This window comes from Verrucomicrobiota bacterium (assembly GCA_037139415.1).
Classification (GTDB): domain Bacteria; phylum Verrucomicrobiota; class Verrucomicrobiia; order Limisphaerales; family Fontisphaeraceae; genus JBAXGN01.
In genome coordinates this window covers 1-23,653 of sequence record JBAXGN010000131.1, presented here as the reverse complement: position 1 = coordinate 23,653, position 23,653 = coordinate 1, and the positions used below count along the sequence as shown (strand labels likewise).

General features: G+C 56.2%; 9 protein-coding genes. 3 read left to right on the top strand and 6 right to left on the bottom strand.

The window, feature by feature from the left end; genetic code table 11:
* Positions 1-31: 31 nt before the first annotated feature.
* Positions 32-11,011 (top strand): RHS repeat-associated core domain-containing protein, encoded by a 10,980-nt coding sequence (locus WCO56_20390; protein ID MEI7731944.1) that lies wholly within the window; start codon positions 32-34, stop codon positions 11,009-11,011.
* Between the two features lie 233 nt (positions 11,012-11,244).
* Here WCO56_20390 and WCO56_20385 read toward each other — a convergent pair whose 3' ends face one another.
* The 6 genes from WCO56_20385 to WCO56_20360 form a co-directional block, all read right to left on the bottom strand.
* Positions 11,245-14,250, bottom strand: a complete 3,006-nt coding sequence (locus WCO56_20385) for a hypothetical protein (GenBank protein ID MEI7731943.1) — start codon at positions 14,248-14,250, stop codon at positions 11,245-11,247.
* On the bottom strand, positions 14,250-17,189 hold the full coding sequence (locus WCO56_20380; GenBank protein ID MEI7731942.1) for a hypothetical protein: 2,940 nt from the start codon (positions 17,187-17,189) through the stop codon (positions 14,250-14,252). The genes WCO56_20385 and WCO56_20380 overlap by 1 nt, the downstream gene beginning before the upstream one ends.
* A complete protein-coding gene (locus tag WCO56_20375; protein ID MEI7731941.1) occupies positions 17,186-17,788 on the bottom strand; it encodes a transcriptional activator RfaH in 603 nt (200 codons plus the stop codon). Before WCO56_20375 ends, WCO56_20380 begins: the two co-directional genes overlap by 4 nt.
* Before the next feature lie 139 nt (positions 17,789-17,927).
* Positions 17,928-18,980: an ankyrin repeat domain-containing protein gene (locus WCO56_20370; GenBank protein MEI7731940.1), complete on the bottom strand. Its 1,053-nt coding sequence runs from the start codon at positions 18,978-18,980 to the stop codon at positions 17,928-17,930.
* 53 nt (positions 18,981-19,033) lie between these two features.
* Entirely contained in the window at positions 19,034-19,531 is a 498-nt protein-coding gene (locus tag WCO56_20365) for a nitroreductase family protein (GenBank protein MEI7731939.1), read from the bottom strand.
* Positions 19,532-19,570: 39 nt separating this feature from the next.
* Positions 19,571-20,821 (bottom strand): tagaturonate epimerase family protein, encoded by a 1,251-nt coding sequence (locus WCO56_20360; GenBank protein ID MEI7731938.1) that lies wholly within the window; start codon positions 20,819-20,821, stop codon positions 19,571-19,573.
* Positions 20,822-21,032: 211 nt separating this feature from the next.
* Here WCO56_20360 and WCO56_20355 point away from each other — a divergent pair, with 211 nt between their 5' ends.
* Positions 21,033-22,079 carry an NAD-dependent epimerase/dehydratase family protein gene (locus WCO56_20355; GenBank protein ID MEI7731937.1) on the top strand — a complete coding sequence of 349 codons (1,047 nt, stop codon included), beginning with the start codon at positions 21,033-21,035 and terminating at the stop codon, positions 22,077-22,079.
* Between the two features lie 11 nt (positions 22,080-22,090).
* On the top strand, positions 22,091-23,140 hold the full coding sequence (locus tag WCO56_20350; protein MEI7731936.1) for an NAD-dependent epimerase/dehydratase family protein: 1,050 nt from the start codon (positions 22,091-22,093) through the stop codon (positions 23,138-23,140).
* The last annotated feature ends 513 nt before the right edge of the window (positions 23,141-23,653 follow it).

Genomic DNA, 23,653 nt, shown 5'->3' with positions numbered 1-23,653 from the left:
CAACGGATTGGTGACGATCACCAGCAATAGCGTGCTCCGAATCTCAGGGAGTGGTGCTAAGAATTTATATGGAGTGCTGAAGAATGCGGGTCTGGTAGCTTGGTCAGGGGGAACCCTGCAGTTTTATGGCGGGACGGTGGCCAACCTGGCTGGAGCGATCTTCGACATTCAGAACGATGTCACCTTCTATCGCGTAACGGGCATTCCGTTATTTGTAAATGAAGGCGTTTTGCGTAAATCCGGAGGCATCGGGACGACGGATTTTGCGGGTATCCCGTTGAAAAACACCGGCACGTTGGAAATTCAGGCCGGAACTTTGTCCTATGCCGATGGGAGCACCTTTGCTCAAGGCACGGTGTTTACTGGTGCAGGTACTAATCGAATGGCTTCCGGGACCATTCTGTTTGACGGACTAATCCAATGCCCAAATATGGTGTGGGCAGGAGCGTATATCGCCGGTACCAACACCTTCGTTGGGACGGTGGATTGGACCAGTGGCACGATTGCAACCAACGGGTTAGTGACGATCGCCAGCAATAGCGTGTTCCGGATCTCAGGGAGTGGCACTAAGAATTTATATGGGGTGCTGCACAATGAGGGCATGGTGGCCTTTTCAGGAGGCACGATGCAAATTTTTGGGGTGCTGACCAATGCGAATCGAATCGCAATCACCAACGGTGTGATGAACTTCTATGGCGGGACGGTGGTAAACCAGAGCGGCGCGATCTTTGATATTCAAAACGATGTGACAGTCAGTTATATCTCTGGCAACCCGTTGATCTTGAATGCGGGCATCCTGCGCAAAAGTGGTGGCACTGGGACTACGTCGTTCTCCAGCATTCCTCTGAAAAACACTGGTGCGTTGGAAATTCGCGCTGGAACGTTGGATTATGCCGGTGGGAGCGCTTTCGCGAATGGAACGGTTTTTTCTGGTGCTGGCACCAATCGAATGGCTTCTGGAACCATTCTGTTTGACGGACTAATCCAATGCCCAAATATGGTGTGGGCAGGAGCGTATATCGCCGGTACCAACACCTTCGTTGGGACGGTGGATTGGACCAGTGGCACGATTGCAACCAACGGGTTAGTGACGATCGCCAGCAATAGCGTACTCCGAATCTCAGGGAGTGGCGCTAAGAATTTATATGGCGTGCTGACGAATGCGGGTCTGGTGGCTTGGTCAGGGGGAACCATGCAGTTTTATGGCGGGACGATGGCCAACCTGGCTGGAGCGATCTTCGACATTCAGAACGATGTCACTTTCTTTCGCGGAACAGGCATTCCGTTATTTGTAAGTGAAGGGGTTTTGCGCAAATCCAGAGGCATCGGGACGACGGATTTTGCGGGTATCCCGTTGAAAAACACCGGCACGTTGGAAATCCAGGCCGGAACTTTGTCCTATGCCGATGGGAGTACCTTTGCTCAAGGCACGGTGTTTACTGGTACAGGTACTAATCGAATGGCTTCCGGGACCATTCTGTTCGACGGACTAATTCAATGCCCCAATATGGTCTGGGCAGGAGCCACCATCGCAGGGACCAACATCTTCGTCGGAACGGTGGATTGGACCAGTGGCACGATTGCAACCAACGGATTGGTGACGATCACCAGCAATAGCGTGCTCCGAATCTCAGGGAGTGGTGCTAAGAATTTATATGGATCACTTTTGAATGCAGGAAGAATGCTATGGTCCAATGGAGACCTCCAGTTCTACGGTGGAATTTTGCGGAATCAGGTGGGTGGTGTTTTTGAGATACAAAACGACTTGACTACCTATTCGTCGGGTGGCGTGTCCGCATGCATCAATAACGGGCTGATAACGAAAACCGTGGGTTCCGGCATAACCGACATAACCATGCCCTTAATAAATTCCGGCGTGCTGGACCTTCAGCAGGGTCTTGTGCGGATGTCCTATTTTACCAATCAACCCACCGGAACACTCAATTTCAGCATTTACAACCGCGCCTCTTTTGGCCGGGTTCAGTTGTTCGGAGCGGCCAATTTTGGCGGGCACCTGAGCGCCACCTTGCAGGGTGGCTTTTCTCCCGCCAATGACGATCTGTTTGCGGTAATGACGTATGGTTCCACAAACGGTGCTTACGCGGATATTGGCGGGTTATATGTGGGCAACGGCATCCGTTTGGAACCGGTCATCACGGCTACATCCCTTTCACTGAAAGCTCATTATATGCGCGTGGACGGTCCCCCCAGTGTGCTAGCGGTTTACCCCACGAACAATACGATGCGGGTGCGCACCAATGTTATTATCGCAGCATCGTTTAGCGAGGCAATGACCCCGGAGACAATCACAACCGAAACGTTCCAAATTCGGGATGCCGCCTCGAATGCGGTCACGGGAGTGCTCCATTACGATGCGTTCAGTCAGATCGCCAGCTTTATACCTGTGCCTCCGTTGTCCCAAAACTCCATGTACACGGTGCGTGTGACGACAGGTGCCAAGGATTTGGATGGCGTACCTTTGCCCGCCGACGTGATTTGGCGCTTTTGGACCCTCGCTGAGGATGTGGCGTATTTCCCGACCAATGCACTCATCCAATGTGGCGATACGAACTATGAAGGGCTGCGTCTCATTGTGGATGGGGCGACACTTACAGTTAATGGTTCCCATCAATTCAAAAGCTTGGAGTTGACGAATAACGCGGTTTTGACTTGCTCAGGAGTTACGAATTTCCAAACCAATGTGATCGTTTTGGCCATAAGCGAGGACGTAATCATCCAGCAAGGCAGCCGATTTGATGTCAGCAGCAAAGGCCACGGTAGTGAAAGTGGCCCAGGTGCAGGTGGTCACAACGGATATTATGGCTCCGGGGCTGGGCATGGCGGCGCGGGCGGGAACGGCAATCAGATCACCGGGGGTGTGGCGTATGATTCCGCATTCGAACCAATTTCCCCTGGTAGCGGAGGCGGTTCAGCAATCTACCACAACAATATATGGACCGTCCAAGGAGCTGCCGGTGGTGGTGCTATCAGGATTTCTGCGAACGGGACGTTTAGTCTGGACGGCTCAATTCTAGTCAGAGGCGGTTACGGAGAGCTGAGTGACTGGAGTGGCGATATTCGTGGTTTTAGTGGAGGTGGTGCAGGCGGTAGCGTTTGGCTGACTGTGGGCGAACTAACGGGGAGCGGTTCCATTTCCGCAGATGGTGGTCCCAGTGGGGCAAAGGCCGGTGGTGGCGCGGGCGGGCGAGTGGCTATTTACTCCGGAACAAATCGGTTTACGGGAAACATCACGGCCTGCGGTGGCGCTGGTATGCTCGCCGGCGGTGGGGGGACCATCTACACCAAGAATGTCAACGAATCTTCCGAAAGCCTGGTCATTTCAAGTTGCACTCCGACGGGCTTGCCCGACCTGGAACCGATTGCTTGCGAGGTTATCGGGCCGATGGCGGCTGGGCAAAACGCAGTGATCCGGTCGATTGTAAGGAACAACGGACCTGGGCCAGCCATTCCCGAAAAATATTGGTACGACTATTATTATCTTTCTGCGAATCAAAATTATGAATCCACCGGCAGTTCCCAAATTTTCTGCTCCGCAATTAGGCAGGTTCTCAACCCTGGGGACACCTACACGAACACCTTTCTTGTCTCTATTCCCTGTGTCAGCACAGGCAATTACTACCTGATTTTACGCGCCGACGGCCCTGCGTATACTCCCGACACCCTGACCGAGTTCAACGAAGCCAACAACATCAAAGCCTTTCCGGTAACTGTTACCGTTCCCGACCTGACGGTTTCTGACCTGCGGGCAGATTGGCAATACGAGGCAACTCTTGCGGTGAGCTATACAATTACCAACCAGGGTAAGGCCCCAACCCCTGCGTCCTTTGAATATCAGCTATTTTTGTCAACTAATAGCACGGTGGCCACAAATGCTACCCCACTGACTTCCGTGCGGTGCTTCACCTCAATTCCAGCGGCCGGAAGTTATTCAGTGACGAACATGATTGACTTGCCCTTTTCGCCTACCAACAGTTTCTATTTGACTGTGCGCGTAGAGCCGTACGTCTGGAGCATGTGTGAAAGCGATAAAGCAAACAATACACGTACTTTTTGTTTCAGCCCGGTAGAAATAAAGATGAATGCCGAGCACGGACCAATTCTGACTAATGATCTGATCATCGTGCCCCCCTGGATGACACTGATTATCGAACCGGGGACTATTATTAAATTTGGCAGTCCCAGTGCCGGGATCAAAGTTGGAGGTCGGTTATGGATACGAGGAACATCGCAGAATCCCGTATTCCTGACATCGGCGAAAGACGACACTATTGGTGGAGATAGCAATGGCGATGGAAGTGCAAGCTCTCCGGCTGCCGGTGACTGGGCCGGAATTGCTATTAGTCGTAGTGGGAGCCTTGGTGAAATTACTCATGCGACTGTGCAGTATGCTGAGAGGGGAATATACAGCGCGACCAACGCAGTCATGCTTCGAGTCAGCAACTCGGTTCTACGGAAAAACAACGTCGGCCTTTGGATTTACTATCCCCTGGCTGAACTAACGGCAACAAATTCACTCATTGTGGAAAATGATACGGTGGGCTTGTTTTCGCGCGCAGACGCACGAGTGACACTCCGTAACTGCGTGATTGCCGGCAATGGTTTCGCCCCGAAACCTGTACTGGTACGCCGTCTGAGTGGAGAAATCTTCAGTTGGCCGGGTTTTCCAGGCTGCGGCATCCATTTGGCAGGTTCAATAATGACATTGGAGAATACCATTGTAGCACACAACGCCGGTGGGCTGAACCACTCTATCCCCAATTTGGATCCGCCAACGATGATTTTCCGAAACACCATATTCTATAATCCCACAAACTACGAATTCTACTTCGAGCAGAATACCGCGCCTGCTCCTTTCGGGCAGGATGGTAACTTCTCAGCCGACCCCCTGTTCGTTGATCGCATAGCGGGTAATTACGAACTGGCAGCAGGATCACCGGCCATTGATTCCGGGCGCGGCTCCTCAAGTGTTCCTGCGACTGATTTTTGGGGACGATTTCGGTACGATGATCAGGGAATGCCTAATGTTGGAATCGGCTTGCCTTGTTATGTGGATATTGGGGCTTTTGAACGCCAAGAGGACACCCTTGCCCCGGATTTGGCCGTCACTAGCGTGTCCGATCCAGCCCCCGGCGTGGTAGAGCCCGGGGATTCTTTCAGCGTGCAGTGGACCGTGGCGAACATCGGATTAAAGGATGCCGGCGGGACCAATTGGCAGGACGCAGTTTATCTCGCGGCGAATCCGTACTCGAGCACCAACGACTTGATGGTGGGGCGGGTGACCAACAATTTCACCTTGCATCCGGGGCAAACCTATAGCCTGGCGATCACTTCGTCGGTTCCGACCAATGTCTCAGGCCTGAAATATGTGTTGGTGCGCGCCAATGCCAACCACGCCTTCCCAGAACCGATTATCAAGAACAACGAAGGGGTGGCGCAAAACCTCCTGGCTATCAATGTCCCCACTGCCACGACCAATCAGCCTTTGACCGGCGTGGTCCGGCAAGGACAATGGAGCTACCTCCGGCTTGACATCACGGAAACCCGAACCCTCACGTTGCAGCTTAGTGGCACCAATCAGAACGCTTCCTTGGGGCTTTACCTTCGTCGCGGCCAGCCGCCCACCTCCGGCGAGTACGATGCCGCCGCCGTAGCGACTCAAAGTTCGAACCAGGAATTGCGCCTCCTGACTCCCTTGCCCGGTACCTACTATGTGGGGGTCTATGGCGCCAGCGTGCCGGGAGGGGCCGCCAATTTCACCCTGACGACGGTCCTCACCACCCTGGCCGTGCGCGAGGTTTCGCCCAACCGGGTGGGCAATGCCGGAAAGGTGACGATTCAGATTTTGGGCGATAATTTCAATCCGGCTGTCCAGGCGCAGTTATCGCTGGCGGGTGGAATCCAGTCGCCCGGCCAGGTGTTTTACCAGGATGCGAGCACGATTTTTGCCACCTTCGATCTGGCGCAAGCTGGCGCGGGGGCCGGATTCTACGATGTGGTGGTCACCAACCCGGATGCCTCCAGCGCCACGAAAACAGGGGCCGTGCAAGTGGAAACGGGCGGGATGGCGCAATTCAGCGCCAGGCTCGTCGTGCCGGCCATGACCCGGCCCAGCCGCACCCTCAACGTCACGGTGCAATACCAGAACACCGGCAGTGTGGATCTCCCCAGTCCGCTCCTTCTTTTGCAAAGCCGCGAGGATATGGGATGGCAGGGTGTCCCGGCGCTGGGAGTGCCGGCGACCACTCCCGATCCGTACCAATGGCGCACCGGCTCTAATGTGGATTTCCTGGCGCTCTCTTCCACCGGACCAGCCGCCACATTACGTCCTGGCCAGACGGAAACCATCACCATCCCGGTTCGCACCCCCTTCATTGTCTGCGACATTCCGTTTTCGCTGTACGTGAACGGACTGCCTGGGGAAAGTGGACCTAATCAAGCCATAGACTGGACCCAATTGAGCTCACGGTTACGACCGGTCGGCATGTCGGATGAAGCGTGGAATGCTGTCTTTGGAGTGCTGACCAACCAGGCGGGTATCACATGGGCCGATTACCTGCCCTCCTTGCGTGCGGATGCCGACTACCTCGGGCAACTGGGCCAGCGGGTGACGGATGCTGCCGACCTTTTCGCCTTCAAACTGCAAAAGACCTATGGCTTTAGCCCCATCCGCTACTTGGCCAGTGCGGTGGATGCGACCGCCGTCACCCCCGGGCTGGCACTGGTTTTTGGACGGGTGTTTCCGCAAACCCTTCCCCTGCGGTTTGAACTGGGTCCCCTCGGACGGGGGTGGTCTCACAATTGGCAATTTTCCCTCGTTCAGGCCAGCGATGGCACCGTGACCTTGCTGGGCCCGGGCGGATCGCGCCGCACGTTTACGACCGACGGTGTCACCTACACCCCACAAAACGGGGATCATGCCACGCTCACAGCAATGGCGGGTGGGGTCTTCACTTTGCGCGAAGCGGATGGCCAGGTTTCCACCTTCCGCGCCGACGGCAAACTGGACTTTGTGGAAGATTCCAATGGAAATCGGATCACCGCCAGTTATGCAGGCAATGCCTTGACCACCCTAAGCCATTCCAGTGGCCAGGTTCTGCAGATTAACACTAGCCCGGAGGGGCGCATTACCAGTGTCACAGATTCCGTGGGCCGCCAGACCCGGTTCGGATACGATCCGAGCGGCGAACACCTGGCCTCGGTAGTGTCTTATGACGGTCAAACCAACCGATATGCGTATAACCAACTTGCAGGCGCCAGCCAGCACGCGTTGACCGAGATCGCGTACGCCGACGGCACGCGCCGGACCTTGGCCTATGATAGCTTGGGGAGGCTGGTTGAAACCCGGCTCAATGGCAGTGCTGAGCGGATGGCGTTTGGGTACGCCAACACCGGCATGGTCACCGCCACCAATGCGTTCGGGAATACCACCCGATTCTATTTTGATCGGCAGGGCATGCTGGCGCGGACGGAGGATGCATTTGGCCGCCGGGTGAACCTGGCCTTTGACAACAATTACAACCTGACCCAGGCCACCGACCCAACGGGGAGGGCGTCCGAATTTCATTATGATGCCAACGGCAACCTGACGCAGAGCGTTGACGCGCAAAACCACTCGACCCGGTTTGCTTACGCTGGCCCGCAGAATCGTCTAGGCACCTTGATTGACGCGCGGGGCATCGTGACCCGCTACGACCATGATTCCCAAGGCAACTTGCTCGGCATTACCTATCCCGACCAAACCCGTGAAAGCTGGGGCTATGATCCCGTCGGCAACGCCGTCACCTGGACGAACCGCCGTGGCCAGGCCCTCGTTTATGAGCGTAATGCCAACGGGCAGGTGAGCAAAAAAGCCTATCCCGACGGCCGCCAGATCACCTATGGTTATAACACCCATAATCTGCTAACCAATATCACCGACAGCGCGCAAGGCCTGACCACGCTGGCCTATGATTCCCGTGATTTCCTTACGGCCATCACTTATCCTGATGGCAACGGTTTCACGTTCACCTATGATCCGGCCGGTCGCCGCACCAGCCGGGTGGGGCGCGATTGGTACACGCTCCTGTACGGCTACGATGTCAACGGAAAGCTGGCCACTTTGAGCAATAATGTGAATGGCCTTCTGGTCCAGTACAGTTATGACACCGATGGCCGGCTCGCTCGCGAAGCCAAAGGCAACGGGACGTCCACCACGTACGCTTACGATGCCACCGGTGAAATCATCGCGATCACGAATTCGGCCCCGGATCAAAGCGTCCAGTCGTTCTTCAATTACACCTATGATGCCAAGGGCAACCGGACGACCTTGACCACCAAGGCCGGGGTGACTCTCTACCGTTACGATGATCTCAACCAGTTGATCGGAGCGACCTATCCCAACGGCCGCCAGGTTAGTTATGCCTATGATGCGCTTGGCAACCGAACGGTGGTGAATGACAATGGCACCAACACCACCTATGCCGTAAACGTCTTAAATGAATATACGCAAGCAGGCGGAACCACGTTTCAGTACGATTTGGACGGCAACATGATCGGGCGCACGGAAGCGGGTGGCACCACAACCTATGAGTACGACATGGAGAATCGGCTGGTGAGAGTTGCCACGCCTACCAATGGCGTCTTTCAATATAGCTACGATGCTCTGGGAAATCGCACCACCGTGGTTCACGATGGCGTCACCAACCGTTTTCAGCACGATCCTGTTGGCTTGGTGGATGTGGCTGCGGAATACGCTGGTGATGGTGCCCTTTTGGCCCGCTACGATCATGCATTGGGATTAGTATCGAGAAATGATGGAACTGGAAACAGTGCGTTCTACACCTTTGATGCATTGGGCAACACAAGGCAGTTAACAGATTATCAAGGAACAATTCTTAATGAGTACGATTACGATGCTTTTGGGGCAACTTCATTGGCGAACGAATCCATAAAAAATGTTTTCCGCTTTGTGGGTCGGTTTGGTGTAACGGACGAGAACACAGGTTTGAATTTCATGCGGAATAGGTTTTTCTGCAAGCAGGCTGGGCGTTTCGTAAATCCAGATCCTCTTAATATCGCAAGTGGTAGCATTAATGTATATCAATATTGTAATAACAATCCTATAAGCTATATTGATCCACAAGGTCTGGCACATTGGACGGATAAAAGTTACAAAATATTCCTCACCCCAAAAAATGTAGCCGCATGGGGTTTCGTTAAAGGATTAAAGGTTGTTGATTTCGTCCAGACGAGCAAAGAGGTTTTCGACTTTGGACAAGCGTATCGTACTGGAAACAATGCAGAGGCTTTCAAACTTGGCGGTCAAGTGGTTGGTGGCATTGTGTTCGGTGCGCTAGGCACAAGTTTGGGACCGGTTATAGGATATGCCGCAGGTCTTGTAGGTAGTAAACTAGGTGGGTTGGCCTTCTCCAAAATATGGGATTGGCTCGACAAAAACGGCCGTGCCCCATCACTATCTCCACCTAATAAATCCACTCCACACCCAACAACTCATCCAAATGGTCCTCCTGCTTGCACGGAAGAAACCAAATGTCGCACCTCCATCAGTCCCGAAGACAAATGGGGGCCTCCTGGCGTGGATGTTCCGGGGACATCCACGAATGCTTTAAAGCGGTTCCTGCCGCCGGGGCAGATGATGAATTACCGGATTGAAATCTGGAACAAGACCAACGCCGTGGTTCCCACCCAAGACGCTGTGATTCAAGACGTGCTGAATCCTGCGATCTTCGACCTGAGCACGTTCGAGTTTACCCGGGTCGGTTTTCTCAAGTGGGACCAGCCGTTGCCGGGCGGCAACGTGCTCGATACGCGCCTCGATACCTGGCCAGACATGAATATTGCCGTGGATATCACCGGCACCCTCGATCCCCAGACGGGGCGGGTTGAATGGTGGTTCCATACCGTGGACCCGGTGACTGGCGATTACCCGGAAGATCCGAATGCGGGCTTCCTCCCACCTTTCAATCTGGAGACCCGCTACGAAATCGGCTGGATGGAATTTCGGGTCCGAACCCGGCCCAATCTGCCCGGCGGCACGCAAGTCACCAATCAGGCGCTGGTGCAATTCGACTTCATGGGGCCGTGGGGGCCGGCACCCAAGGATGCGCCTTGGCTGAACACCATTGATGCCGGACCGCCCACCAGCCAGATGCTGCTGTTGCCCACCGTCACGTTGGTGACGGAAACGCTGATTCAATGGTCCGGCCAGGATGACCCCGGCGGCTCTGGAGTCGCCGGCTATGACGTCTATATGAAAGACAACGTCGGCCCGTGGCTGCTGTGGCAGACGAACACCACCAATGTTTCCGCCAGCTTGCACGGGGTGTCCGGCCATACCTATGCTTTCTACAGCGTGGCGCGCGATTGGCTGGGCAACACGGAAGCGGCCCCCGCCATCCCGGATGCCGTGACGACCTTCGAGCTGCCCGAGTTGGCGGTTTTATTCCGGTACGCGCCGTCCGCCATCCAGCAGGGGAATCCGTTCACTTGCTGGCTGACGATAACCAACCAGGGACTGCGGGAAGCCACGGGAGTGCTCCTGACCAACGCCCTGCCTGCCGGCTGGGTGTTGCAATCCCTGTCGGTCAGTCAGGGAAGCGGCACCGTCACCAATGGCCTGCTGTTGGCCGACCTGGGTGTCATTCCCGCCAACAGCAGCGCGGTGATCACGATGGGTTTCCGGGCCAGCCAACCCGGCCTCATCAGCCACCAAGCCGCACTGGGTTGTCTTCAGGGCATTACTGCCACCGCATCGGTCATGACTACCGTGGTCACCCCGCCTCCCGTGTTGAGCATTTGGCAAACGAACCGACAGGTGCTCCTCAGTTGGCCAACTTCCATTACGGGTTTCCAGTTGGAATTCTCCACCAATCTCTCATCCTCCAATTGGATCACGGCGACCAATCTGGTTGAGATCATGGGTGAAAGCAACGTGCTGCGCCTGGATATTCTGGAAGGCTCGCAGTTCAACCGCCTGAAAAAGTCCCCGTAAGCAGGGATTGAAACCGGCCCGAATTCCGGCGGGGCACTGCTGGCCATTGCCGTTGGCACAGGCAATGGGGCCATGGATCACAAAGCAGTGAGGCACACCGTTCAGAACGGGAAGACCACGGCTAGCCGCATTCCACGCAGCGTGACGCAGGTTTCCAAACCTGCTGTGTCGCCGACTTCCCAGTAGGCAGACCGTTCACATTTCCCAACGCCCCACCAATTGTCGGGGTTACGTCATTGCTCCGGAGGTGTGCCTGTCTCAATGGCTTTAAGGTACTTCCGGGCCTTGGGCAGATCAGGATTATTCGACGAGGCGGTCTTCAAAAAAGTTTCAAACAGACTTCGCGACAATTGATATTCCTTCAGCAGGTAATTCACTTCCGCCAGGCAGAACACGATCGCCGGTGACGATCCAGCCTTGGTTCTGACCGCTTCAAAATCGTTCAACGCCGCTTTCAAATTTCCGGTCTGCCGATAGGCAAGTCCACGATTCTGTAAAATCAGCGGGTCACCCGGCGACGCTTGGTTCGCCCGTTCCAGATAGGGCAAGGCGCCGACGGCATTCTGCCTCAGTTGCATGACCCCCGCCAGGTTTACCAGGAAACTGGCATTGGTGGGGTGAAGCTTGACTTGGTGCTCCAGCAACGCCTGTGCGCGTGCCGCCTGCCCGCGCTCCAGCCAGAAATGAACCTGAAGGTTGACCGGACGCACGTCGGCCAGATTCTCCTTCATCGCCTCCGCCAGCAGGTTGTCCACCTGGGCGTGCTCCTTGCGGCTTTCCCGAATGTGCGATTCTGCCTGCACCAACGTAAAGGCATCGCCCGCAATCCTGGTTTTAGCCGCCCGCGCCCGAAAGGCGCTGATTTCCTCCAAGGCGCTGTCCGTCATGCCGATGGATGCCAGGGAGGAAGCGAGTAACGCGTGCAAGGCACACTCATCCGGCATGAAAAAAATGGCGCGTTGCAGCGCGTCAATTGCCTGCCGGTGCCAATGACGCCCCCGCAAATACAGTGCGAGTGAAAAATATGCGCCCGGTTCATCCACCGGTCCAGATGTGACCAACGTCCAATCCCACCGCGCCAGCAAAGGCAACAACCGTTGCCGAGTTTGCGGTTCGAGCCGCGTGAGCGGGCGTCCCTGCTGTTGCCAGGCTTGATTCAATTCGCGGTTACCCAAGGCAGCTTGGTTGTCGGGGTTCAATTCCACCGCATAATTGAAACATTCGGCCGCCCAGGGCAACTCGCCAGCCCGCTGCAACATCACGCCATGATAATTGAGCAGCAGCGAATAAAACTCTCCCAACCCGCGCGCCTCGCCACCTCCGCGCGCGCGCAACTCCGGTCTTCCAATTACCCCCGCCCCCGCCGCTTCCTTCATAAATCCCCGCCAGAATAATAGCGTGTCTTCCCCTGCCCGTTTGGACGGCGGCTTGCCCGCCAAGCCATTTGCGGGACGCGGTTCCAGTCGGAAGAGCAGCTTGTCCGGCATGGCATAAAACTGCTCCGCCAATGGTCCCTGAATCGGCTGCAGCGCGTAAATCGCCTGTTTTTTACCCAGATACTTCAGGCAATCACCCCCGGTGTAAGCATAGCTGGTTTGGTTGGACGCTCCCGTTGCCGTGAGGGGGTGAAAGTCAGGATATCGGCGCTGCAGGAAACGCTGAAATGCGGGCTGCGACAATCTCGCGCTATGAATGAACTGGTAACGGTTGGCCGCCGATCCAAGTCCTGCCCGCACCGCGAATAGTAACCGTTTGTCATCCGCCATGACGACCGCGCCATTGGCTGGGAGAATTCGGGCAGCCAGTTTGCCGTAGTGGGCCAGATGCTCGCCCCGGTGGCTTAAAATGCCCGGCAAAGTCCGAAAAAACAGGACCACGGGTAACGCCACCAGCAGCCAGATCCCACCGCGAAAAATGCCGGAAATCGTTCGTTCCAATCCCATTTGTTTGGGTGCATTTTTTTGGTTCTGCAGTTGTCCTCGGGCAATCAGCAGAAAATACCCGGTGCAGTACCCCAAAACCAAGGCATTGACATAATAAAGCGGCAGGTACGCGGCTCCCCGGCTGAGCACCTGCGGGCTAAAATAAACATCCAGCGTTAAAAAAACGGTCACCGCCAAAATCACAGCATGGCTCACGTGCAGCGTTATATACACCACTTGGCGTTCAATCCAAAGATGACGCAACTGATCGGACAGTATTTCAATTTCTTCCCTCAGGCGCCAGCGCACCATGATGAACGCCAGCGGCGTTAGGATTGCCAATCCCATGACCAATGCCACCGTTCGGTCCGCCGTGAACAGGGCGTGCTTTTGCGCGCCAAGGCACCCCCTCAGGTCTCTCAGAAAACCCTGGTCTGAAACCCCAGTCAGACTCTGGTATGAAGGCAAAACCAGGTAAAAAAGCAGTCCGGCCAATCCCAAGCAAGCCAGCTTGCCCAACACCGGCGAAATAAAATACGACGGCGGTGCTTTTTGATCGCCCTCCATTTTTCCCGGGCCGGTTCGGATTGCCCATTGCTGTTGCTGGAACGACCAGTTCTCCTTGGAACGCCCCAGTAACCAATACCCAATTCGCGACCAATTAATCAAGCTGTCGCCGCTCAGCACGAACAGGGCTGCCAGTAAAAATGGGCTGAACGCAAGCATGGCAAAATTGTTGGCCACTCCGGCGCTGAACACCAGTGCAAATCCAAACTGCCAACCGGCAGACTGCGAACGGCGATACTCCAGCAGACACCAGACACTGGCCGCAAACAGCAGCAAATCCACCATTTCTCCCGTCGCGATGGTTGCGTGCTCCCAAAAACTGGTCTGCAAACCGCACGCCGCGACCGCAATTAAACTGGCCAACCAGCCCAGGTTGGCTGGCAGATGGACCTGTCCGTCGGGCAATCGCTCACGTTGCGCCGGGGTGCGGTCTTGCGGCCACAAGCTCACGGAACGAGCCAGCAGGGCCAACGTCAACGCGCCAAAGCCGGCGGTCATCAAGCCGGCGGCGCCAAATTGCCACCCCACCGGCAGCCAACGCGCCGGGTACAGCAACAAAAAAGTGATGGGGGCGGTCCGGAATGAAGACCAGTCCCACCCTAGCAAGTGGGCGGTCGGTTGGGCATTGTACAAGGTGATCCCCAGCGGCAGGCTGGCTCCATAGATGAGCAATGCCGCCAAGCCGGCCAGCCATGGCACGCGCCACGCTGCCGCCGCTCCCTTTACGTGATTTAAATTAAACCATTTCATTAAAATACCCTTAGCCGATAAACACAGGTGCCAGCGGGCCTGGCGTTGGTATCCGTGAGGCGCAATGGTTCGCCGGTCCCCGGAAGGTTGGTCGCCAGCGGAACCCAGGCCGCACCCACCGGACTGGCAAAATCCACTTGGTATTGTTTGCCAGGCACGGTCGGAAAATACAGCGTCAGTTTGCCGCCCAAAAGCTGCGGCAAACTAAACCGCAGCACATCGGTGCGGTCCCGCGGATTGGTCCCGGCAAGGTATTCAGACAAGTTCGAGGCCCCATCGCCATCCGAGTCTAAGGCCGCATCCGCCGGGTTGTTGGGATTCAGTCCCCACGCTAATTCATAATCATCCGGCAACCCATCGCCATCCGTATCCACCAAGCTCGGCACACTGTTGCTCACACTCGCACTGAATTCGGAGGTGTTGCCGGCAACATCCGTGGCCGTCGCGCTGATGAATCCGGCAGCGGAAATCGTATTGGTGAAAACAACCGTGAAACTGGTATTTCCGCTGCCATCTGTGACTACCGGCAGCGCGCCCAACCACAGTTGTCCCTCGCCGTATCCCGATTTGTCCGGGCTTGCGTTGACATAAAAATCAAGCGTGTACGTTCGGTTGGCCGTGCTTTTTAGGGTGCCTTGAATCGTGGTCCGGTACCGGCCCGAGGCCGCAGTAATAATCGGGTAATTTTGCGCCCAGTTGGCGGCGCTGGAGATAATCCCCGATTGGTTCGCATTGGGGCCGTTGGCGCCGAGGTCAATCCCCAGACCAGCATTGCTGAAAATGGCGTTACCCCGGATAAATATGCCATTACAGCCATCGCGGACTCGCACTCCCGCATAGCCATCCGTGACGACAAAGGCGATGCGGTTGCCAGCCCCTTGCCCAACCCCGCCAATAGTAGTGTTCGACGCATTGTTTTTAAGTTCAATATTATGCCATGTGTTCCCCAAAGGACTGACTCCATCCTTTTGCGTGCCAATATAATTACCTTGCACAACATTACCGGTGGAAACCACCAAGTCGATAGCGATGCCCACATTTTGGTTTCCGGAGATGACATTCCCCGCTCCCGTCAGGGCACTGCCGATGTAATTACTGGGTGCTTGGATCAAAATCCCCTGCGCCAAGTTACCCAGCGCACGGGTCCCGGTGATATCCGTCCCGATATAATTGCCCTCAATATGGTTTCCAGTGGCATTTGCGCCTGTTATGTAGAGCCCCTGTCGCACGCTGGCCGAAATTATATTGCCGGCGCCATATTCCTGGCCGCCCACCCAATTGGTGGGCGCGTTGTTTATGCCCACTCCGCAATAATTTCCCAGGCCCGTTGTGCCGCTGGCATCCGTTCCAATCTGGTTGCCTAAAATACGGTTACCCGTGGCACCGGTCCCGGAAAGGTAGATGCCGACGGAAAAGGCGGCATTCGATGCATTCCCGGAGATGAGATTGCGCGCCCCAGCCGCAGTGCCGCCCAACAGGTTACCCGGCGCTCCGTCAATGAAAACGCCCGCTTCCCCATTGCCCAGCTTGAATTGCCCCTTGGCGTCGGTTCCAATGTAGTTGCCCAGAATTTCGTTGGCCGTGCTGCCGGATCCTGAAATGAAGATGCCATGCTGCTGATTACCTGAAATGAGATTCCCGGCACCCGCACTTGCGCCTCCGACCGTGTTCGAGGCGCTGGTGATCGTAATACCGAAAGGCGCGTTGCCCACCGCGTTGCTGCCCGAAACATCCGTCCCGATGTAATTGCCAAGCACCACATTTCCGACCGTATTGTTGTCCGCCAGGACTATCCCGCAAAAAAGATTACCGGATATAACGTTCCGGGCGAGTGCGTTCGTTCCCCCGATGCGATTGTTGACACACCCGCCCAACACTGAGACGCCCGCGTTGGCATTGCCGAGTTTTACCTGCCCGGTGACATCTGTCCCAATGTAATTTCCCTGGATTTGGTTCGAATTCGCTCCGATTCCAGACAAAATCACACCGCGCAACATGTTGCCTGAAATGATATTGCGCGCTCCCGGAACCGCGCCGCCAATCACATTGCCGACGCAACTCACCACCGTCACCCCGTCCCAACGGTTGCTCAGGGCATACCGTCCAGTGATATCCGTGCCAATGTAATTTCCCTGCAACACATTACCAGTGGAGAGACTGCCTTGGATATACACTCCGCTCTGGCTGTTCCCAGAAATAACGTTACGTGCGGACGCTACGGTCCCCCCTAGGTAATTACTCGGCGCATCGGAAATGATCACACCGCTGTTCTGGTTTCCCAAGTAGTTGGTGCCGGTGATATCTGTGCCAATCAAGTTCCCTTGCACCCAATTCCCCGTCGCCCCCGCCCCAATGATATACATGCCAGCCAGGGTAGATCCGGAAATCAGGTTTCGTTCGCTCGCATTCGTCCCGCCAACCAGGTTATTCGCCGACTGATACAGCGTGACCCCACCCTCGCCATTGCCAAGCGCGGTCGTGCCATTTGGGGCCGTACCAATGCGATTTCCCTGCACCACATGGTTGCCATACCGTTCCAAGCGAATGCCGTCCCGCGTAAACCGGTTGATCGCCAATCCCCGAATCGTGCATCCCGACGTCTGCACCAATATCCCGCTCGTGCTGGTGCCCGCTTTGGCGCCGTTGACCTCAATCAGCGGTTGCCCGTTGTACCCGGGTTGCGAAGTGCCATCAATGATCACGGAATCCGTAACCGTGGGCAGTGCGGAGGCGGGAGCGATGACATGCGGGCCCGCCCCCGCAATGTTGAAAAGAATGGTATCCGACCCCGGGTTGCTATTGGCATCCAACAGCGCTTGCCTGAATGAAAAGCTTCCAGAATCGTTCGTATTGAGCACCGTATAAGTCGCCCCGTGCAACGCCGCTGCCATGAGGCTTAGGCTGATGACAAGTAATTGTCCAATCCCAGCCCAATTCATGACGTTTTTCCTCCCGAATTCGAAGGTTTGCCTGCCAGCGTGTCCGCCGCCTCCTTGAGGATGAACTCGGCTTCAATCTCCACCATCACCTGGCGTCCCAGAAAATCCAGCAAGATGGCCACGCGTTGGCCAGACGTCATGGTGCGCAACACCTGCCCTTGAAAGCCTCGGAAGGCGCCGGTGATTACTTCCACTGCATCCCCCGGCACAAACTCCGGAGCCCCTTCACAAACGCCCTCGGAATCCAGTTCCAGCCGTAAATTCTCAATGACCTGGTCCGGAATGATCGGAATGTAGTGGCCAAAATGCACCACGTTAAGCACTCCGGACGCATAGCGCACCGAGCGCAGTTCCATCATCAAGTCGAACCGGGCAAAAAGGTACGTCGGAAACAACGGTGCCAGCACACGGATTTTGCCACCCCGCGAGGCGCGCTCAAGCCGGATGCGCGGGAAAAACACTTCCGTGCCCTGGTATTTTCGAATATGTGCCGCGGCAATATGCTCGTGCTTGGGTTTCGTGCGGATGCAAAACCACTGCGCGCCCGCTTTCAAGGGCGTGGTTGGTCGGTCTTCACTACTGGTTACCAAGCTCTGCACAAGGTACTACACTATTGATTCGTGCCGATAAGTCAACCCTCGAAAAGTCAATTCTGCTGGCGAAAGCGTGCGACAATAAGGACGAAGCCGCATTCATCCAAACCGGGGAAAAAGGCACTGGAGTCGAGGCTTCTATGGATTATTCCTTCGCCCCGGCCTTCTTCAACATATCAACGACCGCCACAAATCCCTTTTGATTGGCGAGCGCCAGGGCAGTGAGACCATCCACCGTCTTTTTCGTTAAGTCCGGCTTGTACGCAAGCAACAGTTCCACAAAACGCAGATCCCCGTTGCGCACCGCGAAGTGCAAGGGAGTGGCCATTTTATCCCCCAGCGCGTTAATGCCGGCCTGATGATCCAGCAATAGCCGTCCGACATTGAGATGCCCTTTTTCCGCCGCCACAAGCAGCGGGGTAACCCCGGATTTGCCGGTGGCGTTGACATCCGCATTATGATCCACCAAACATTTTACCACTTCCTCATGGCCGCGATCCGCTGCCAGATGCAGGGCCGTGACCCCCATTAGATTGGTCTCGTTGATCGCCACTTTCTGCTCCAGCAGCAACTCCACGACGTCCCGGTGGCCGGTGGCGGCGGCGGCGTGCAACGGAGTGTTGCCCTCCTTGTTGCGCGCGTCCGCTTTACCTTGTTTGCCCAAGAGGTACTTGACCAGATCCAGGTTGCCCGCGAAGGCGGCAAAGTGTAACGCGGTGTTTTCCATCAAGTTCTTCGCATTGGCAAGGTCCAGTCCGGGGTTGTTATCGAGAATGCTCCGGGCCTTGTCCGGCTGGTTTTTCATAATGGCTTCGTGCAACGCATCGCGCAGCACCATCATTTTATCTTCCGCGCTGGGATTGGCGGCGAGCAACAGGTCCACAATTTTCGGGTGGTTGCGGAGGCGGGCCATCTGTAACGGGGTCAGGCCATCTTTGTTGGTGACCGTGATACTGGCCTTGTAGGTGAGCAGGAGCGCAACAATCTCCGTCTGGCCCAGGCGCGCGGCCACATGCATCGCGGTGCTGCCATCCGGCTCCTGCTCGTTGAGCAGTTCCGGCTTTTGTTTGAGGAGTTCCTTGAGCTTGAACTCGTCACCGGCACCGGCAGCGTCGTGAATATCACCCGCGCCAACCTGGCTGGCCGGGGCCAGCAGGAGCGCGGCAATCAGTCCGAACAATTTTCCATTCCATTTCATAAATCTAAAAATCAAACATCGCGATGGTTGCCTGTCAAACCGTTTTGAATCGCTCAGATTTCCTGCACAATCTCTGCGATTGCCCGGCGCGGGGTCTTGATGCAAGGAACCGCCGGATATCCAAGCGGCGTCACCGCCACCGGGTCCCATTCATTCGTTAGCTCCAGCGCCTTGGCCATTGCTTTCCGGTCGAAGGCACAAATCCAGCAGGTACCCAAGCCCTCTGCCGTGGCCGCCAGCACCAAATGTTCAAAAGCAATCGCCACGTCCAATTCATGGTAACTTTGGCCATCCCGCCGCCAAGCCGTCTGACGATTACCCAGGGCCACCACCACCAGCGGCGCGGTGAACACCCACGGTTGCAGGATCGGCGCCAGTTTGGCGCGCAACTCCGCCGTCTTGATGACCAGGAACCGCCACGGTTGCAGATTGCATGCGGAAGGCGCCAGGCGCACGGCTTCCCAAATGCGCGCCAACGATTCCGGGTTGACGGGCGTGGCTTTAAACGCGCGCACGCTGTAACGTTGCTCGACAGTTTGGTAATAGTTCATAGGCGTTTTGGTGCCGGGTTTCCGGGTTGCTGCCGGCCGTTAGCCAAGCCACACCGGTTTGATATGGCGCTCGAACAGGTTGAACGTCACGTTACGCCCAATCACCGTATCATTGGCCTTGAGCATGCTCAGATATTGCGGTCCCATTTTGGCCGCGACCTTGTACCCCACATGCAGCAACTGGCGCAGGTGCGGGTTAAAAGCGTTGTTTTTGGGATCGTGGCGCAACGCGGCAACATACTGGGCGCTGGACCAGCGCTTCACGGTGTCCGCCGCGGGCAACTGGCTCCGTTGGATGTCAATCACCGCCGCGTACGGGGCGCAGAGTTCATCCTGGTGTGCCAGCGCTTCGATATAAATCTCCTTGGCCGATTCGAGGCTGTGCCCGCCGGATTCCGCCAGGCCGATGAGTTCTTCCAGCCAGGTGGTGCCGGCGGTTTTGAGATGCAGCCCGGCCCCGGTGCGTTTCAGCGCGCGATGGATGGGGCCGTAGATTGAAAATTTATCACTGCCGGAGTGGACGCTCAATTTAAGCTGCGCCGGCAAACCATACTCCTTGACGGCAAAGGCAATGACGGCGAGATCCTCGTTGAACTCTTTTTCAAATTGCGCCACGTCGCCCACGTAATCCACCCCCTTGTTGAAGCGCCCGGTAAATTTCGGCGCGATGGTCTGGATGGGGATTTTCCCGTCCGCAATGGCGGCGAGGATCACCAGCAGTTCCGGCGGCGTCTGCGGCGCATCCGTCTCGTCCAGGGAGATTTCCGTGATAAACTTCCCCTGCCCTTTGACCTTGGCAATCTGCTGATAAATGCGCCCGGCTTCCTGGACGGCATACAAATATTTGGCGGCCATCCGCTCGATGTCGGCGGCGCTGGTTTGGAATGGCGCGGCAATGCCGGGAATGCGCAACGCGCCCACCAGTTCCGGATGCTGGCTGACAAACGCCTGCACCGCCCCCGCCGCGGCGGGTTTACCAATGAAATCCGCCACATCCAACGTGAAAAAGTCAGCGGTCGGGATGAAACGATCCACCGTCTCCAGCCGGATATGGTCGGCATCCACATGGTATGGTTTATGCCAGCCCAGCGTCTTGACGGCCGAATCTGCGGCCACCCGCACACTGGCCGGTTCGGACCCCACGATGAGATGTTCACGGTTCGACTTGTTCCAAACCGGAATGATTTCCACACCGCACTCCAAAGCCTGTTTGCAGGCTTTCAACTGCGCCTTTGCCTGGTGGGCAAACCGGTCGCCCATACCCATTGAATACTTTGCCAGTGTCAACATGGCGGCAACGGTAGGGTGAACGACGACGTTTTTAAAGCGAAAAAATGGCCACCTTCATCGCCCGCATTGTCCAAGGATTCAATGGATCCCGCTTGGGGTTCCGGCGGCAGCCGGTTCCAAGGCGCGTTGCGAAACGGGATGCCTAGTGTCCAGGCTTTGAAATTGACAGCGAACACGGGGCAGGATAACAATGCGAGCACGAAACAAACGTATGAAGACAATGCTCGTAACCGGTTCTTCGGGACTGATCGGCTCAGAGGTGGTGGCGTATTTCTGCCAGCTTGGCTGGCAAGTGTGCGGCGTGGATAACAATCAACGCGCGGATTTCTTCGGCCCCCAAGGGGATACCCGCTGGAACCAGCGGCGGCTCCTGACCGCCCATCCCAACTTCCAACATCATGAGTTGGACATCCGGGATCGCCAGGGCGTGGATCAATTGCTGGCCACCCTGAAACCCGCCTTGGTCGTGCATACCGCCGCCCAGCCCAGCCATGACTTGGCCGCCTCACGTCCGTTCGACGATTTCGACGTCAATGCCGTGGGCACGCTCAACTTGCTGGAGGCCACGCGCCGGCACGCCTCGACGGCGGTCTTTGCCCACCTGAGCACCAACAAGGTGTACGGAGACCGTCCCAACACGATCCGGCTCAAGGAACTGGCCACGCGCTGGGAGTATGATGATCCCGCCTTCGCCAACGGAATTCCAGAGAGTTTCTCGATTGACCAAAGCAAGCACAGCCTCTTTGGAGCCTCGAAGGTGGCGGGGGACGTGATGGTGCAGGAGTACGGACGCTATTTTGGAATGAAGACCTGCTGTTTGCGGGGCGGGTGTCTGACGGGGCCGAACCACAGCGGGGTGGAACTGCACGGATTCTTGAGCTACCTGGTGAAATGCAACGCGGAGGGACGCCGGTACAAGGTGTACGGCTATAAAGGCAAGCAGGTGCGGGACAACATCCACTCACTGGATGTGGCACGGTTCATCCATGCATTTGCTGAGCAGCCACGGTGCGGGGAGGTGTACAACATCGGGGGCGGGCGGGCGAACAGCGTCTCGATCCTGGAAGCGTTCGAGCGGGCAGCGGCATTGAGTGGCAAGCGGATGGATTTCGAGTACGTGGACCAGAACCGGGCCGGAGACCATATCTGCTATATCAGCGACTTGGCGAAGATGCAGGCGCATTATCCGGGCTGGGGTATCACCAAATCACTGGATGACATCTTTTCCGAAATCTACCAGGCCGTCGGCAAACACTAGCCTCTAACCTCATGCGCATTCTCATCACTGGCGGTGCCGGCTTTGTGGGGTCCAACCTGGCGTTAACCCTGAAGCAGAACCTCGCCGGCGTCTCCATCGTCTGCATGGATAACCTCTACCGGCGCGGCTCCGAATTGAATGTGCCCCGGCTGCAAGCGGCGGGCATCGAATTCTTCAAGGGTGACGTGCGCGACCCACAAGGGTTCCCCACTGGCCCGTTTGACTTCCTGATCGAGTGCTCGGCGGAACCATCGGTGCTGGCTGGTTTGGAAGGTTCGCCCGACTACCTGATGCACACCAACCTCAATGGCGCGTACCATTGCCTGGAAAAAGCGCGCCAATGGAATAGCGGGTTTCTCTTCCTCTCCACCAGCCGGGTATACCCGATGGACCGGCTTCAGTCCCATGCCTGGCAGGAAGGCGCAACCCGCTTTGAATGGCTGGATGCCGGCGTGCCTGGCATCAGTTCCCAAGGGGTCAGTGAGGCGGTGGACATGTCCGGCGCGCGTTCTCTCTATGGATTCACCAAGTACGCGGCGGAACTCTTGATCGAAGAGTATCGTGCCAGTTTTAACTTGCGCACGGTCATCAATCGGTGCGGTGTGATCGCCGGCCCGTGGCAGTTTGGTAAAGTGGATCAGGGCATTCTCTCCTTGTGGGTGATGGCGCATCACTATGGCCGTCCCCTCTCATACATCGGCTTTGGCGGCGCGGGCAAACAAGTGCGGGATTTCCTCCACGTGCAGGACCTCTGCGAATTAATCCTGGATCAGATTCAGAACTTTGATCGTTGGGATGGCTGGCTGGGCAACGTTGCCGGCGGTCGCGACCATAGCGCTTCGCTGCTGGAACTGACCGCCCTCTGCCAGGAAATCATCGGACGACAAGTCCCCATCACCTCGAACCCGGTAACGCGTCCGGCGGATTTGCGGTTGTTTATTGGCGATTGCCAGCGCCTGTTTGCGCGCACGCCTTGGCGTCCGCGTCGGAACATCCGGCAAAACGTGAGCGACATCGCCGCCTGGGTGCGAGCCAATGAGGCCCCCTTGCAGAAGCTCTAATTTCCCGTGTTATCAATACGGCCTGCGTTCGATTACGCCATTCAAAAAAACATGTTGCCGCCATTGTTTGGGGACATAAGGAAACATCTCGAACCGGTGAATTAACCACGGTTCCCATGCATGAATGGGGAAAATGCGCCAACAGCCCCGTAACTGTGCAAAAAGAGTCTCATTTAGCGCGTTGTTCTAGGCGAACCCCTTTTCCCTTTTCCGAAAGAACTTTTGCAGAAATATTTTGGGGCAGAAAAATCACCGCCAAAAGGTAGAAGCTGGGAGTTTGGAGTTGGAATGCCAGGAAAAAGTACTCCAAAAGTAGCCCAAAATTACACCAGTGTGGGCGGTGTAATGGTGAAGTTTTATGGGAGATTTGGTTCATAAGCCATTGCAAGGTAGACGGTTGAATAGTTTGCGCCGACTCACGTCGGCGACTACGCCACGGATAGGTGGTGCAGTTTTGGGAATTGTGATGTTTTTGGTGCGCCAAGCAAGTCCGGTGCATCTAACTGAATGAAA